This is a genomic window from Hahella sp. NS-SX17 (assembly GCF_057367735.1).
On the sequence record NZ_CM170632.1, the window covers coordinates 188,562 to 204,649 of the forward strand.

Below are 16,088 nucleotides of genomic sequence, written 5' to 3' on the forward strand. Positions count from 1 at the left end.
CCCTACAGCGAGCCAAAAGGCGAAACTGTATCGATATATATAAATTTTTCTTGGCCTATATCGCAATCCTCCGTCTGTTTATTGTTGATGTTTTTCCCCATCAACCTGACCAAGCAGGAGAAAGACTATGCAAACCGCCGCCCCCACGCCGTATTGTTGGCTAAACGGAGCAATTATTCCCGCAGCGGAAGCGGCGATTTCCGTCTACGATCATGGTCTGTTGTATGGGGACGGCGTTTTTGAGGGTCTGCGTTTCTATCAACGTACGCCCTTTCGCATTGAGAGACACCTGCAGCGTCTGCAGGACTCCGCCGCCGCGTTGGGAATCACCCTGCCTTATGACGCCGACGCCTTACGCGAAGGAATCAGCGCGTTGATAAGCCGTTATGACGGCGAGAGCGGTTATCTGCGTTTAGTAGTCACCCGCGGCCCCGGCAACCTGGGGTTGAATCCGCGTAACTGCGCCACGCCGAATGTGTTCATTCTGGCGGATCAGCTCAGCATGGCCTCCAGCGAAGCGCAGGAGAAAGGACTCAAACTGATTATCGCCAGCGTACGCCGCACCGTCGAGGCGGGATTGGACCCCAGAGTGAAAAGCCTCAACTACCTGACCTCGATCCTGGCGCGCATGGAAGCCAATGTCGCCGGCGCTGATGAGGCCTTGTTGCTGAACGAACGCGGGCAGGTGGCGGAAGCATCGGCGGAAAACCTGTTCATCGTCCGCCAGGGTCGCCTGCTGACGCCCCCCACCAGCGACGGCGCGCTCGCGGGAGTGACCCGCTCGGCGATTATGGAGTTGGCTCAGGCTAACAACATACCCGTCAGTGAGCGCACGCTCACCCCTTACGATTTGTATACGGCGGATGAATGCTTCCTGACCGGCAGCGGCGCAGGACTCTTACCCGTCGCGGAGGTGGAGGGACGTCCCCTCCGCACATCGCCCGGCGAGGTTCTGCAACGTCTGCGTCAGGCTTTCGCCGCCTTGATTGCGCAGGAGTGCGGCGCTTAGATCACTCGCGCCCTTCAACGCAATACGCACTTCTTTGAGCATATTGTTAAACCCGGCGGCTTCCTCCTGATTGGGATGTATCCACACCTTCGCAGGTATTTCCGCTTCAGCCTTTCGCACCATCTCCATCAGTTCATCAAAGCGCCCCTGGAAATGCTCCCGCGCATTCTGAGCGAAACCCGCATTGAAGCGGTCTTTACGCACCAACATCTGATAGGTCATCTGCGCGAAACTATATAAATACACGCCCCCATCCGGCTCTACGCCCTTATAAAGCTCCAAAGGCTGGTAGGCGATCGCGGGGGCGTAGGCGACATCGACGCTGCCGTTATTGAACTTACCGGCGAAGCTGGAGGGCGTCGCGCCCACCACGGAGCCGCCCACATGACGCACCATGGCGACCGCCGCAGGATCATAATCGAAGGTAGCGATTTTCTTGCCCTGTATGGTCTGTACGCTGTTAACGCGGCGGTCCCGCACCAGCACATACACCGCGCCAGCGGGCAGCAGCCCGGCGACTTCAAAATCGCCACTGGTCATCAGCTTGGCGGCTTTCGGCTGCGCCAGCGTCTGCAGAACCATCTTCAGCTCGCCGTATCCCGGAATCGCACCCAGCGCCACCAGGGTTCCGGTGAAACGGTTGAAGTCCCGCGCCCTCACGTCCGTCAGTAATACGGCGTCGCATTGGCCGGCGCGAAAGTCGTCAGCCGCGATTTTCTCATCTGTTTAGGCGTTCAATTCCAGATCATAGCCCCAGTTCAGGGCCTGAATACGGGTGGCTTTCATCAGGTTATACACAGGGCCGGCAGCCCCGAGAGGATCAAAAACGCAGTAGCTGCGTTGCTCAGCCGCTTGCGCGGTGAGTGCGGCGACGCCCAGGAACAGCCCCAGCAACGCACGACGAAAGCATGCTGTCATGGTGTGAATCTCCATTATTGTTATTGGTATTGAGTTTTCCTTGTACAACGGTCGTCCCTGTCTGAATCAGCCGAAATGGCCCACCCGCCGCGGCGTCATTGGGTTTCGAGTTCCGCCTGACTATCGCGAAATATATGACAAACTAACGCGTCTTAATGCCGCAGAGAGCACGTTTCCGCGATATTCAAGGAGAAGGAAAGAATCGCCCCAGTTTGGGGCAATATCCCGTGAGCCGCGTCAAAATTTACTTGTAAAACTGGCCTCAGGCCTTATTCCGCCCGGCTGAATGCGTGATTTATGCGCTATCGCGGCTAGAACCACGCGGGCATTCGGGGTAATATGACCCTCCTTCGATGTAAGCCCGGACAACCAGCGGTAACGATCAGCTTTCCCTTTCAGCAATCATCACGAGTGACCACTTTTCCATGTTAAATTCCGATGCCTTAACCCAATTGAAACAGTTCAAACAAGACCTGCGTATCGCCAATAACCGTTTTGAAGGAACGGTGAAAGGCAGTCCGGGGCGTTTTGGGTTTGCTGTGTTGGATGACGGCAGAGAGTGCTTCCTGAACCCGGACGAAATGCAGAAAGTATTTCCAGGCGACCGGATTCTGGTGGAAGTCAGCCAGGACGACAAAGGCCGCGACGTCGCCAAAGTACTGCAACATATGAAGAGTGAGCTGAAGTATTTCGTCGGCCGTTATTTCACTCGTGGTCAGGGGCACTTCGTTGAGCCTGACCTGATGGGCATGAACCGCTGGATTTTCATTCCGCCGAAGAAGCGCCAGCAAGCGCACGTCAACGACCTGGTTCTGTGCCGTGTTTTGCAGCACCCCTTCCCTGAAGGCAAGCCGCAGGCCGAGGTGGTGAAAATCATCGGCAAGCCAGGCGCATCCGGCCTGGAAGTTAATTACATGCTGGCCAAGTACAACTTGCAGGCCCATAACCGCGCCTCCATCAACGAAGCGGAGCTGCAGAAGCAAGTCGCCGACGAGCTGGAAAAACGCAAAGACCTGCGGGAAACGCCGTTCGTCACGATCGACGCCGCCAGCACTCAAGATATGGACGACGCCCTGTTCGCCACCGCCAAGCCTGAAGGAGGCTGGGAGTTGCTGGCCGCCATCGCCGACCCGTCCACGCTGATTCCTGAAGGCGGCGACATCGACAAGTACGCACAACGTCTGGGCAGCTCTTTCTATTTCGCCGACCGCACGTTACCCATGCTGCCAGCCAAACTGGCCAACCATTTCTGTTCACTGAAGTCCGGCGAAGACCGTCTGGCCCTGGTTTGCACGATGCAGATCGACGCTGATGGAGCCATTTCCTCTTACAGCATCGAGGAAGCCGCCATTCGTTGCGCCGCTAATCTGGCTTACGAAGAAGTCGCCGCCGCTTTAGTCTCTGACGACGCCAGCGCCCATGCCCACGGCGCCACTTTGCATGCCCTGAACGATGTTAGAACCGCCCTGGCCAACCATCGCCGCAAACATGCGCTGGTGAATGAAGACCGCCCAGACTACCAGCTGGAGCTGAATGAGAACGGCAAGGTCAAGAATATTCATCGCAAGATCAACAGTACCGCCCATTCCATCGTAGAGGAAGCAATGGTGGCTTCCAACCGTTGTGCGGCGGACTTCCTGAAGCAAAATACCGAGCGCTCTCTGTACACTGCTCACAGTGGTTTCCGTCCAGAGCGTCTGGACCAGATCAAGCAAATTGTCTCCGAGCAAATCTCCGATTACGATTGCAGCGACCTGCATACGTGGGAAGGCTTCAAGAAATTCATGGACTTCCTGGACGCGAATCCGCCGGAAGTGCCCGTGAAGGCCATCGCCAACCGTCTGCTGGCGCGTGGCGCTTTATCGGATCAACCCTGCCCTCATTTCGGCATGGGTCTGCCTCACTACACCACCTTTACTTCCCCTATTCGCAAGTACGTGGACCTGAGCATTCACCGTCAGATCAAAAGCGTACTGAAAAGCCAGAAGCCGCACACTCTGAGCAGCAAGGCCATCCTGCAACTGCAGGAGTCACTGCGCGCCGGCCGTAGCGCCGTGAACGAGTCCGAGACCTGGTTGAAGTGCGAATACGCGCAGACGCTGGTCGGCAAGACCTTCGATGGCGTGGTGCAGCACACCACTGGTTCTGGATTCCAGGCGCGTCTGGATGAGAATGGCATTGAAGGTATGGTGAACCTGGGCGCATTGCAGGAGAAGTTCCGCTTCGACGGCACCTACTTCCAGCACACTGGCGAACATCGTCAATTCCGCCTGGAGCAACCAGTGAAAGTCACCATCACTGCGGTCGACATGGAGAAAAAACTGATTCAGATGGAGCTGGCGGAGCCTGCCCCGGTAGCGCAGCCCGTTAAGGCGGAAGAGCCGCAAGCGGAGCAATAATCGTACATCGCCGCAGCGCTAGCCGGCGCTGCGGCGGTTCCCGCCTCACCCGCTCAACGCAGTAGCTTATCGATACAGAGGATAAAACTTAAAGTCCTTTGGCCACTCTTCCCTGGGCTTAAACGCCAGCGCCACTTCCTGACCTTCCAGAGCGGACTCAGTAATCACCACAAGGTCTGCGAAAGTTTTGGCTTTTTCGAACTGTTTTTCGTTCACCTTGCAGAGGGTTTTATAGAAAGGGCCGGATAACCACTCTTTCACTTCATCCGTATCCTGAAATTTCAAGTAGGCGGCGAGCGACGCATGGGCCGCGGCAACCATTGCATACCCGGCAGGAACGGAGTCTTTAATCAGGATATACATTTTCATGGCGATCAGGTTTCCGATGCGTTTTTCACGCCAAAGCTGGTTAGCCCCGCCTCCGCCAGTTTGCGGCGGTAGCGACTGCTTTCGGGAATATACTGAAGCTGTTCCCGCAATGAATCAATATAGGCGTCCGGAGCCAGGTCCAGCGTGTTTTCCGCGATTTGCTCAATCCAGGTGCGGGTTCCCGCGGCCTGCCAGGGGTCATGGGCGCTTTGCACGATATGCAACAGCTCCAGCGCGGGCAGCAATGAAACGTCGCCCAGGCCGGCGTCAGTCATGTCCACCAGCAATGACTGCAGGGTAATTTCCGCGTCGATATAACGTTCTTTCCCGTAGTAGGCCCATGCCAGACGCAGGTTAAGGTTGTAGCTGATGCCGTCGGTATACCCGGTAAAAGCCTTGGGACCATATAAAAGAGACTCCAGACGCTTGATGGCGGCGTCGTACAAGCCTTCATTCAGGTAGAACTCCAACAATCGCAATTCCACTGTACGCTTGAAATCCACGGACTTGGAGGCTTTGATGCCCTGAATATAGGCGCGCTCCGCCTCCACCACTCTATGCAGTTCCGAAAGCGCATTCCCCTTCAGCATATAGAGCTGCGCCACTCGCTGCTCGTTACGCCGGATATCGCTGTTGGCGAAAGCGCCATCGATGTTTTTCAGGGCTGATGTGTAATCGGATTGGAATAGATAACACTCCACCAGCAGCTCATAGATATCCGGCAGCAGCTCGCCGTTCTGGATGCGCTCTTTTTGGTATAACCGCAGCGCTTCCTGAAGATAGGCGATGGACACAGACTCTTTATCATTGGTGTTCATGAACAAGGCCTGCGCGAGTTGATAAAGAATCTTTATCTTTTCTTCCGGGCTGATGCCGTGTCTTTCCGTCTCTTTTAGCGCCAGGTCGTAATATTTTTCAGCCATGGCGTCATCGCTGGAATAGAAATAATAATCTCCCGCGGCGATCAGCAGGCTCAGACGCTCCCTCGGGGTTTTAGCGCTGGCGATCTGCCCGTCCCAGTTCATGCCTTTCTTAGCCAGCCATGGGGCGGCGATATCCTTCAGAGCGTCGCCATATCGGGTTTGCGTAAGGGCTGCCGGCGCGCCTATCAGCAACGCCAGATACAGCGCCAATCCCAGCAGGAACTCCCAGACTCGCGGCGGCCGGTCCCGGAAGCGCAGCATCAGGATATTCACCTGCTGATAAGCGACTGTTTTGCGCCAAGGCAGCTTTAGCGCTCTCACTCCCTCATAGACGGCCGCCAGCTGCTCAGCGCGATTGCTTTCCAGCAGCCGCGGGTACTGCCGACGGAGATGAGAAAAGAGTCTCGCCTGTCGCCATTGATTCGGTAACAGAAACACCCAAAGCAAGGCGATGACGCCAAACACCGCCTCTTTCGCCCACCAGGAGAAGGCTGCAATCGCCAGAATGCTGAGGCAGAAAAAAATAAGCTGTATCACAGGCCTGCGCCGGAACAAAAGCAGACTCCAAAGATGTCCACCGTCCAAGGGTTGAATCGGCGCCAGATTGAAGTAATTCAGCACTATCAGCATGAGCGCCGCCGAGGTCATCCACACAGGAGCGTCTGACGGCAGGTAAAAACAGAGGCCAATCCCCAATATGAGTCCCGGCGCCGGGCCCATCAGATACACAATGATTTTTCGCCAGCTCGAAATGCGCCCCTGATCGACTCGGGCGCCGCCGCCGATAAAGGGAATGAACAGTATCTGCAAATCGCGATAGCCGCAGGCCATCATCGTCAGCAGGTGTCCCAGCTCGTGCAGAAACACTACGCCGATCAGTATGAGCAGAGGGAAAAGATCCAGTTTGAAGCCAAAGCTCAGCGCAAATACGCCCAATGAAACCAATAGAAGCAGCGCCTTGCCCAACCTTCCCATGGACTCCCCGCTGGCCGACATAGCGTCATTACGAAGGTGGGAAAGTACTTGGTAGTCCAACGTAGGCGTTGATGCCGGGATCTTGTTCACGACTTCCGCCATCCGCACAGAGCCTGCCTGCGCCGCCTTCTGCAAGCGCAACGCGCCTTTGAGGGTGAATTGCGCCTGCTGCGCATCCCTCACAACCGGTTTCAAGACCCCCTGCGCCAATAACTCCTCTCTATAACCGGCAAAATAAGCATTGCCGGATGCGCCAATGGCTTCCGGCGTCTTTTCCAGTCGTTCGGCGGAAGTATGTCCTAACCGTTGCAGGTGCGCGTTCCAGTGTTCTGCAAGGTCAGCCACATAAGGATCTTCAATGTGGTAGTTGGCGACATCCGACAAGATGCGATGCGTATGGCCATTTACCGTCTCGAAGGTTTCGCCATTATTGAAGAAAGTCACAAAAGAACATTGCGTCTCCCGTACTGCGGTCAGCTCAGTATGGGAGGTAAGCCTGGCGTAAGTCCGCTGCTCTGGGTGATACATGAAACAAAAAAAGGCTTCCAGGTCATCTATACGGGACGCTTCACAGCCGCGCAACCAACAAAGCTCCACAAATCCAAGCTCGGACAGTTCCTTGATCCCGGGCGCTAGAATACGCAGATAAGCTTCCTCTACTTCCCCCTTGGTGACGACAGCATATGAAGTTTCCAGCCTCACCCTGAGTTTCATTACCTGGAGTATGGCGGAGCTGCGCGCCAGAACCCGGATGAAAATGACAATTAACAGGAAACCAAACAGATAGGACATTTACCGCAACCGCTACAAAAACTACCAGTACGCTCTCAAGTCGGAAGGTGTCGCCAGCTACGCAGGAACAGCAACGTCTGGCCGATTAAAAATCGCGCAATTATACCCAAATTGGCCGCTATTACACTTAAATTCCGTCAATCCGCGGACAAATGTCCAATTTGAGACCCAGACTACATTCAGCGCCACCGGTTATTGCCAGCTTTTCCGCCATGCTGCTATGGTTTCCAGGCCTTGCCGCGCCTGGCTGTGCGGCTGACGCGATTAACAATAAAGACAAGACCGACTCTCATAATCATAATCACAACAGGAGCTAGGGATGATCGTAAAAGGGCAGCAGCATTTCCCTTACACAGCAGCCACCGTTTTCAGCGCTATTGGCGCTCCCCACCACATTGAAGAAAAGCAACGCTTTCTCGGTTCCCGCAACATCGATATACGACAATGCGAGCAGACTGACTCCGCACTGGACTTGAAAATTGTTCGCGAGGTGCCCGCAGAAGCCCCGGCGATGTTGAGAAAGTTCATCTCAGAGTGGAATCGGGTGACACAGGAAGAGCACTGGCGTGAGAACGCCGGAGAGTACCTCGCACAAGTGAAGGTGGATATCCAGGGCGTCCCTGTTTCCATCAACGGCGAAATGCGTCTGTACTCAGAGGGCAAAGGCAGCGTGCATGAAGTGACGCTAAACTTCGAATGCCGGGTGCCGCTGGTGGGCAAGAAGCTGGCGGAGTTTGTCGCCGCAAAGTCGCAGGAAGCCATGCAGAACGAATTCGCTTTTGTGGCGGATTATCTGCGGGCTAACCTCTAAAGAGGCGAAAAGCGCAGAAAAGCAGGGAAATTTCAGGCGACCGGCTGGGAATAACACAGCCGGCGCCGGAGCGATGAAAGAGAAGATATATCAGGAATCGGCGTCGGACATCTGCTTCTGCAGGTAGTTTTCCATGCCCACGCGCTCCATAAGATCCAGCTGAGTCTCCAGCCAGTCGACGTGTTCTTCTTCAGATTCCAGAATACTTTCAAGAATCTCACGGCTGATGTAATCGCGCACTTGCTCGCAATAGGCGATCGCTTCACGCAAGTCAGGAATGGCTTTCAATTCCAGCTTGAGATCGCATTCCAGCATTTCTTTCGGGGTCTCGCCGATTATCAGCTTGCCCAGTTTTTGCAGATTGGGAATACCATCCAGAAACAGAATCCGCTCGATCAGCTGATCGGCGTGCTTCATTTCATCAATGGACTCTTCATACTCTTTCTTGCCCAGAGCCGTCAGGCCCCAGTTTTTATACATGCGCGCATGCAGAAAATACTGATTAATCGCAATCAGTTCATTAGCCAAGATCTGGTTAAGGTGTTCAATAACCTTCTTATCGCCCTTCATCACAGCGCTCCCGTCAGAATGATTCTCAATTGCAATAACCCCATAAAAACAAGGGGTTACCAACTCAACCCTTAAGATTAGTTGTAACGGGAAGGAAAGTACAATCGAATTTTCAGGCGGCGGTCAGGGTAGGAATGTCAGCAGCGTAGGCCAATTGTTCCGCCATGGAGAGATCAAGTTGAGATTTCGCCTCGTCGAATACTTCACGAGCGGCTTCCACACAGCGGGCGCAGTCTTTCGCCAATCCCAACGAACGCACTACATCGCGCAGATGCTGGGCGCCTTTCGCGACTTCTTCGCGAATGGAGTGATCGGTAATTCCGTTGCAAAGACATACGTACATGAAAATCTCTCTCATTTATTAGCAGTCTGTAGAGAAAGTTAATGCTAATGAGAATGATTGTCAATAATGTTTTTAGTAGTTTCTTTGCCGGACTGTAACCAAAATTTCCCAGGTTCTAATGCAGCAAAATCGTTATGAAAAATTATTCCTGATTAATCATATGGATAGCGTCCAAAAGCGCGTCACGCTTGGCTTCAGCCTCTTGTAACAGTTCCGGGGAGACGCCGCGGGCGCGGCCTTCTGCGATCAAACGCTCCAATTCAGCCGCCTTGTCCTGGGCGGCGGAGCGAAAGCTATTGAGCACACGCTGATGCTGATGCGCCTCCATGCGGGCATAGGCGTCGTGATCCGCTAGGGTTTCCGCATCCGGTGTTTTTTCTGGCGTACGCCTGGTGATGGGAGGAGCGCGCCGATCTCCCTTTTCAATGGAGGCGGACAACGACGCCAACGCCTCAATGTCGGTGGGCAACTCAGGGTATGCCTCTTCTTCATCTAACTGAGGAAGGACTTCTTCCTGAGTGACAGCTTGCATTGACGAGCCTACTGGCGGCGCAGATTTAGGCGCCTGCATCGGCGGAAGCTCGGCAGTCTGCGCCGCGACAAGTCTGGGTGAAAGCGGGACCGCGTTCTTTGACGCGTCAGCGCTGATGAAAAAGAAAAATCCTATCGCCACACAGACGGCGCAGAAGAACACCGACAAGATCCAGCCACGTTGCCACGACTTCCGGTTCATACCTTACTTTGCAGACTGGCCTGGCGGCGCAGATGGTTGATCAGCTCACTGTAGGCCGTCACCGCCTGCTGAATCGCCAGCACATCGGTGGCATGGTAACGCACCGTCTCGCTGTCGGCGGGATAGTAGTCGTACTCGCGCCCTCTCACTTGCAGAATCACCCAATCACCCGCCGGAGAACGTATGACTTCGCTGACGTCCCCTGGCGGAGTGGCGAAAGCCAATGACGCCAGCCAGTCCGTAGGTTTAACCGCATCCTTATGCAGCCAGCCTTCAGCGTCTAACGGCAAGTCGGCGGGATGGGATGGCGCTTTTAGATCCGCCCAGGACAGGCCGTTCATTAGCTGTTGGCGAGCGCCTCGCGCTGTGGCCTCATCGCCATATATCGCCCCGCGCACCTTGATCCTCGCCAAAAAACGAAAGTCTTCCTGATGTCGCTGATAGTAACTTTTGATCTGCGCCGCGCTAACTTGCTCTCTGAACTTGATCAGACCGGGATTGTCGCCATGATTGCGCTTAATCACGCCCAACGCATTGAGGATTTTGGGATAGAAATAGTGCGCCTCGATTGTCCGCCTCAAGTCCTCAATAGCATCCCTCTCAACACCGCTTTCATGGCTTAGCCACCATAGGCGCAGTTGATATTGCTTCCAGGACAGCGTCTCCATGCCCAGCGCTTTGGCGTCGCCTTCCATCAGCGCTTTTTTACCCTGTACGGACTGCCCTTCGTATGCCTCCAGCAATGTCAGCGTCACATCTTTCTGATCTGGGAAGGCCATATGCGCCAACACCAGAGACGCAGCTTTATCCCGTTGCGCCGGCGTCAATTGATAACCGAGAATCGACTGAGGGGCGATCGCCGCCAGCGCCTCCCGTGCATCCACACCAGGTTTGGAGTATTGCCGCATCAACTCCGCAGCCGGCCACTTGGAATATAGTTTCGCCAGCGTCTTATCTAACTGGCGGCGAATATGCCACCTGTAGGCGTAACCAATTTCCGCCCCTCGCCATTGCTCCTCAGGGAGCTCTCTCTGGGCCCAGCGATACACCAGCAAGGCGTCAATTAACTCATCAGCAAAGGCTTTACGATCCAGTTCGCGAAGCTGGCTCGCCTGTTGGTGCAGCGCATCAAACGCTTGTCGCGTCAGGCTGGTGTCGTCCACCGATAAGTAGGCGGAAGCGGAGGCCCCGCCTGCGCACAGCAGGCAAAAGGCCAACGCCAGGACCTGGAATGTCCCGCGCATGATCAGAATCGGTTCATGGCGTGATTGAGAATGTGCACCGTCATGGCGATGGCGTGAGGCACCACGATTTTCGCCACAGCCAGCCGGTCTGCATGATCAGTGGAAGACAACACTACGCCGCCCATGGAGTAAGAAATCTCACCACCTTTGGTCAGCAGGGGGCGTATTTCCGGCGAATTGGCGCTTAAACTGGGGAAGCCCGCCAGCGCCTGCTCCACCAGCGCGTCATCGTTCAGATTCTCCGAATCGTAGTAATCCCGCACCCAGGCCTCCCAGCCGGAATGGTTCAATGCGGAGGTAGTCCAGGTATGGTGCGGCTGCAATAAGTCCGTGGTGTGCAGGGTGAACCCCAGCGTCTGAATGGTAGGCTGCGCCCAGAATGCGCTATACCAGTATTGCCCCAGGTTATCGATGGGCTGAAAGGGAATATTCTCAAAATCCTTGTACATACTGTAGGTGGAATAGCTGCCCTGCCGATAGTTAGCTTCGGTGACCTGATAGCTCTTGTACTCAGAGTCTTCCGCCCCAAGCCACCCGGTCTGACCTCCTGCGCCGTCATCCAAGTGATCGCCCTTCAGCCAGGACGCCGCCATGTTGTCGATATCCCCTTTCACGCTTAGCTTGGAATAGTCATACCCCCCGATGTCGTTGCCATGCGCATCCGCGCCGCGGGTGTGGTTCTGGAAGTGCCAGTAAGAAGTGTAGTTGGCGATGCTGGAGCCCAAGCCCCATACCGGCGCCAACACACAATCGCCGGTCACCGCGCCGCACAGAAAGGTGTCCTCGAAGTCATCCACGTCGTAGGCGCCCTGGCCAATCATATCAGCCATTTGGGTCACGCTGATTCCCGCCGCAGCGGCCACCGCCTCCAGTTTGGCATAGTTGGTGATATCAGGATGCGTCCGCATAAATTCAACGGCGTCGATAACGAAGCGCTTATGGGTTTCCTGTTTGAAAGCCAGTGCAGGTTGCGCTCCAAGAGAAGCAAGGATAACGCCGGCCAAAATCAGATTTTTATTTCCCATGAACAGTCATCTCCTTATTTTTTATCGTGTTTGTTTAAGGAAACTCTAACTACTGCGTGTTACAGAAAAGTTGTAACGAAAAAGATGAGAGCGCCTTTTCGTAATCGCCCGTCATTCCTGGAGTAAGGGACCGACCCACTTAATCAGGACGTTTTCTTCGGCATTCTCTGAACGTCGTTAGGAGAATAAAATGTGACCAGAGTTACAATCACCCAAACAGGTGAACACCACAAAAATTGCGTATCGAAAAACCTAAGCCGCGCCAGTAACTGACTGGGTTCGTTAAGAGCGCCAATGGAGGGTGAAAAAAATAACTTGCAAAAAGGGGGTTGCCTTCTGAAAAGGCAGCGTCTATATTTTTCAAACCTGATTTCCAGGTTAAAAAGCATTCAAGATTTCTGACAACAGTCGAATTTAGCAAACACATGAAGCAAGCCCTGATTCTAGTCGTCAACCTTATTATCGTCGCGGTGGTCGTCGTACCTTCGCGGGGGTTGGCGTTTACGAGTCGGAACTAGCAAAGTAAGACTTCGAAAAACCCCCGCTTCGCAAGAACCGGGGGTTTTTTTATGCCCCCCGCAGCAAGCGGCCACTGACGGGAACAGAGGATATGAACGGCGCACAATGTATTATCGAGAAGCTGACGAAGCACTCCGTTGACACCATTTTCGGGTATCCAGGGGGCTGCATCATGCCCCTGTATGACGCGCTCCTCGACGCCGATGTCAAACATGTCCTCTGTCGCCACGAACAAGCCGCCGCACTCGCCGCTGACGGCTACGCCCGCTCCTCAGGTCGGCTTGGCGTGTGCCTCGCCACTTCCGGCCCCGGCGCCACCAACCTGATCACAGGCGTCGCCAACGCCTACATGGACTCCATTCCCATGCTGGTGATCACCGGGCAAGTGCCGCGCGCCCTGATCGGCACAGACGCGTTTCAGGAAAGCGATATCCTGGGCATGACCTTAGGCGTAGTAAAACACTCATACCTTGTGGAAGACGCCAACGACCTGCCGCGCATCATGGACGAGGCCGTTGCGCTGGCCATGTCCGGCCGCCCCGGCCCGGTATGGCTGGATATCCCCAAAGACGTATTGCTGGAGGAGCTGGACTCAACGCCCGCACCGGCCTCCCTGACCACAGAAAGCAGCGGAAGCGACCTGACGGATTGGGAAAACCCTCTAGGGCAGGCCCGCAAAATGATCAAAGCCGCCAAACGTCCGCTGATTTACAGCGGCGGCGGCGTCATGCTCGCCAAAGCAGTGACCAGCTATCGCCATTTCGCGGACGCCACTGGTATTCCACAGGTGGTGACATTAAAAGGCGTCGGCAACCCCGGCAAACGCCATGCACTCAACTTGGGCATGCTGGGTATGCATGGCTCCCGCGCCGCTAATGAGGCGGTGGAGCAATGCGACTTGCTCATCGTTATTGGCGCCCGCTTTGATGATCGCGCAACAGGTAAACCCAGCGCCTTCGCTCCCAGCGCGCGCATTATTCATATTGACTGCGATCACAGCGAAGTCGGCAAAATCAAACGCGCCGATTGCATGCTGTTGGGCGATATGCGGGAGATTCTGCGCGCGCTGCGTCAGCCTCTGGAGATCGCGGAGTGGCGTGAGCAATGTATGGCGAGCAAGAGCCGAAATGGGTTCGCCGCCACTTCAAACAAGGATGATACGGCGCCAATTCAGGGCCCTGACTTTATCGCCACCATGGATAGAGTAACGCCGCCTGAAGCCATCATAAGCTGCGACGTAGGACAGCATCAGATGTGGGTGGCGCAGTATTTTGACTTCAATCACCCCCGCCAGCATCTGTCCAGCGGCGGACTCGGGACCATGGGTTATGGCCTTCCTGCGGCGATGGGGGCGCAATTCGCAAAGCCTGGCGCGCCGGTCATCAATGTATCCGGCGACGGCTCTTTTATGATGAATATGCAGGAGCTGGCTACGATCCAGCGTTATAACCTGCCGATTAAGCTCATCATTCTGGACAATCAGCGCCTGGGCATGGTGCGTCAGCAACAGGAACTGTTTTACGCCGGTCGTTACAGCGAGGTGGACCTCTCTGATAACCCTGACTTCAGCGCCATCGCTAAAGCATTTGGCATTCCCGCCATGACCATCAGCAAGCGCTGTCAGATGCGACGCAGCATCGAGACTCTGCTCGCCTATCCCGGGCCTATGTTGCTGCACGTGCACATCGAAGAAAACACTAACGTTTGGCCGATCGTAAAGCCCGGCGAAGCGAACACCGCCATGCTGGAAAGCAGTCCAGCGACCACTACCGCCAATCAGCAAAAAGGAAAAGCCGCATGAACGCCGAGCCACATCCACAGACGATTTTCGAATGCAAAATATCCAGTCAGTCAGGTGCGTTGGAGCGCGTTATGCGAGTGGTGCGCGTCCGCGGATTTCAGGTGGAGGATCTGCGTCTGCAACGATTGGCGGATGGCTACGAAGCGCAACTGATCGTTTCCGGCACCCGTCCGCCGGAAACTCTTTTGCGACAATTACAGAAACTGCTGGATGTGAAGGGGTTAAAGGCGCTCAATCAACCCACTCAGACTTCAACGCCAGAGCTGGCTTGCGCCTGAGCCGTCCCGGCAGGCGATGGGTGGAGTTTCCCGCTCCCCCATCGCCGCGGCGTCCCGCCGCTCCTTCCTTAATGGGCTTAATGCCCACGATCAGCGATGTAATCCGTGATCGCCGCATAGAATTCCATTTCGTCGAAGGTATCGGGACCAACGCCAATAACGTCTATATGATCCTGATTCAGCACGTAAGAGAGAGACGTTGACTGCAATTCGCTGGGCCGGTTCAGGTCGCTGACATAACCAAACGCCGGCTGTGCATAGATGGAGTCCAATGATCCCCAACGCTCGTAATATTGCAGCCTCTCCCCTTGTTGCTGGGAATTGACGCCGACCAGACCATCGTCGTCCCGTTGATTGGCGTCGCCATCACCCTGTCCTGCGGCGCCATCGTTATTACAGTCGTCCAGGCAGAATCCATTGCCGTCGATATTGAACAAACCTTCCGACACCAACCATAAGGCGGGGTTCACATTAAGCCCGCTTTGCGCCGTCATCACCGACGCCGCGTGCTCGATATAAGCGCCGCTGGCGGGATAGTTCTGGTTGAACGCCTGCATCCCAGTAGTAGCGCCATCAGCTTCATAATCGCTGTAAACCAGTTGTTTGGCGGCCGCTACCGCATCGTTCCCCGCAGCGTAAACGACATTACCGTAGAAGTTGGCCAGCACTTCCACAATGGAGTCGCGGAAATTATCGAGCACAAATTTAGCGACGGGAGAGCCCCGGTGTGGGGAGGAGATGCTGACGTGCGTCTTCACCACCCGATACCCTTTACGCTCGTATAAAACGCGCGCCGCCTTACGACTGTCTACACCGCCTTGGGAGTGAGACACCAGATTGACGTAACGGTTGCCACTGGTGGCCATGTAGCTTTCGATGTTATCAGCCAGTTGCTTACCGCGAACTTCGGAACTATGGAAGGGCTGGACGGCGGAAACGTAACTTTGTTGATTGTCGTTGATGTCGCCGTTGCAGGCGATTTCTAGAAATTTATCACAGGGATCGAGCACATAAGTGCCAAAATCGTCGCCCCAGTAATCCAGTCCCAGGATGTTGTTAAACCCGGCCATGCCGTGAGCGAAGACGATAGGGTGCTTGGTTTTATCCGCGTCACGGGCTTGAGCAGCCGACGCGCAGATTAACGAAGCGCAAACAAGCGCCGCCGGAACGGCCTTGAGCATAGGTTTCATGTTTTCAGTCCTCATTTTGTTTTTGTTGTAACGAGGTAATACGACTCTTTGTTCGTAATTCGGTTTTTTATTTTTGTTCTACGCCGGCGCCGATGCAGGTTACGTGGAGGAACTCCGCCCAGCGACCTAAGAGTAAACCATAATATGAAGCGCTATTCAGTTGTACCATCCCCCGAATGTGTGATGGCG

At 55.0% G+C, this 16,088-nt stretch carries 15 protein-coding genes; 5 read left to right on the forward strand and 10 right to left on the reverse strand.

All coding sequences use genetic code 11. The annotated features are described in order from the left end of the window. Positions 1–127: 127 nt before the first annotated feature. Positions 128–1,009: a branched-chain-amino-acid transaminase gene (ilvE, locus tag AC2IBB_RS00940; protein ID WP_486331048.1), complete on the forward strand. Its 882-nt coding sequence runs from the start codon at positions 128–130 to the stop codon at positions 1,007–1,009. On the opposite strand, the gene AC2IBB_RS00945 is transcribed toward ilvE, so the two are convergent. Further along, entirely contained in the window at positions 899–1,723 is an 825-nt protein-coding gene (locus tag AC2IBB_RS00945) for a putative solute-binding protein (protein WP_486333911.1), read from the reverse strand. The two genes, ilvE and AC2IBB_RS00945, sit on opposite strands and share 111 nt — an antisense overlap. A gap of 12 nt (positions 1,724–1,735) precedes the next feature. Further along, positions 1,736–1,927 (reverse strand): hypothetical protein, encoded by a 192-nt coding sequence (locus AC2IBB_RS00950; RefSeq protein WP_486331049.1) that lies wholly within the window; start codon positions 1,925–1,927, stop codon positions 1,736–1,738. Between the two features lie 425 nt (positions 1,928–2,352). On the opposite strand from AC2IBB_RS00950, the gene AC2IBB_RS00955 reads away from it, so the two are divergent. After that, complete coding sequence (locus AC2IBB_RS00955; protein ID WP_486331050.1) at positions 2,353–4,326, forward strand: ribonuclease R family protein; 1,974 nt, start codon at positions 2,353–2,355, stop codon at positions 4,324–4,326. A gap of 66 nt (positions 4,327–4,392) precedes the next feature. Here the strand turns inward: AC2IBB_RS00955 and AC2IBB_RS00960 are convergent, their stop codons facing one another. Then, on the reverse strand, positions 4,393–4,695 hold the full coding sequence (locus AC2IBB_RS00960; protein WP_486331051.1) for a hypothetical protein: 303 nt from the start codon (positions 4,693–4,695) through the stop codon (positions 4,393–4,395). Positions 4,696–4,700: 5 nt separating this feature from the next. After that, entirely contained in the window at positions 4,701–7,385 is a 2,685-nt protein-coding gene (locus AC2IBB_RS00965; RefSeq protein ID WP_486331052.1) for a site-2 protease family protein, read from the reverse strand. Between the two features lie 319 nt (positions 7,386–7,704). On the opposite strand from AC2IBB_RS00965, the gene AC2IBB_RS00970 reads away from it, so the two are divergent. Beyond that, positions 7,705–8,196: a DUF2505 domain-containing protein gene (locus AC2IBB_RS00970; RefSeq protein WP_486331053.1), complete on the forward strand. Its 492-nt coding sequence runs from the start codon at positions 7,705–7,707 to the stop codon at positions 8,194–8,196. Between the two features lie 90 nt (positions 8,197–8,286). On the opposite strand, the gene bfr is transcribed toward AC2IBB_RS00970, so the two are convergent. The 5 genes from bfr to AC2IBB_RS00995 form a co-directional block, all read right to left on the reverse strand. Next, a complete protein-coding gene (gene bfr, locus AC2IBB_RS00975; protein WP_486331054.1) occupies positions 8,287–8,766 on the reverse strand; it encodes a bacterioferritin in 480 nt (159 codons plus the stop codon). A 112-nt stretch (positions 8,767–8,878) separates the two neighbouring features. Then, complete coding sequence (locus AC2IBB_RS00980) at positions 8,879–9,109, reverse strand: (2Fe-2S)-binding protein (protein WP_486331055.1); 231 nt, start codon at positions 9,107–9,109, stop codon at positions 8,879–8,881. 142 nt (positions 9,110–9,251) lie between these two features. Next, positions 9,252–9,842 carry a hypothetical protein gene (locus AC2IBB_RS00985; RefSeq protein ID WP_486331056.1) on the reverse strand — a complete coding sequence of 197 codons (591 nt, stop codon included), beginning with the start codon at positions 9,840–9,842 and terminating at the stop codon, positions 9,252–9,254. After that, the gene (locus AC2IBB_RS00990) at positions 9,839–11,086 is read right to left on the reverse strand and encodes a peptidyl-prolyl cis-trans isomerase (protein ID WP_486331057.1); all 1,248 of its coding nucleotides are present in this window, start codon (positions 11,084–11,086) and stop codon (positions 9,839–9,841) included. Before AC2IBB_RS00990 ends, AC2IBB_RS00985 begins: the two co-directional genes overlap by 4 nt. Positions 11,087–11,088: 2 nt before the next feature. Continuing rightward, the gene (locus AC2IBB_RS00995) at positions 11,089–12,111 is read right to left on the reverse strand and encodes a phospholipase C/P1 nuclease family protein (RefSeq protein ID WP_486331058.1); all 1,023 of its coding nucleotides are present in this window, start codon (positions 12,109–12,111) and stop codon (positions 11,089–11,091) included. A gap of 610 nt (positions 12,112–12,721) precedes the next feature. Here AC2IBB_RS00995 and ilvG point away from each other — a divergent pair. Both ilvG and AC2IBB_RS01005 read left to right on the forward strand, forming a co-directional pair. Further along, positions 12,722–14,431: an acetolactate synthase 2 catalytic subunit gene (ilvG, locus tag AC2IBB_RS01000; RefSeq protein ID WP_486331059.1), complete on the forward strand. Its 1,710-nt coding sequence runs from the start codon at positions 12,722–12,724 to the stop codon at positions 14,429–14,431. Beyond that, positions 14,428–14,709, forward strand: a complete 282-nt coding sequence (locus AC2IBB_RS01005) for an ACT domain-containing protein (RefSeq protein ID WP_486331060.1) — start codon at positions 14,428–14,430, stop codon at positions 14,707–14,709. Before ilvG ends, AC2IBB_RS01005 begins: the two co-directional genes overlap by 4 nt. A gap of 77 nt (positions 14,710–14,786) precedes the next feature. Here AC2IBB_RS01005 and AC2IBB_RS01010 read toward each other — a convergent pair whose 3' ends face one another. Then, positions 14,787–15,899 carry an esterase/lipase family protein gene (locus AC2IBB_RS01010; protein ID WP_486331061.1) on the reverse strand — a complete coding sequence of 371 codons (1,113 nt, stop codon included), beginning with the start codon at positions 15,897–15,899 and terminating at the stop codon, positions 14,787–14,789. Positions 15,900–16,088: the final 189 nt, after the last annotated feature.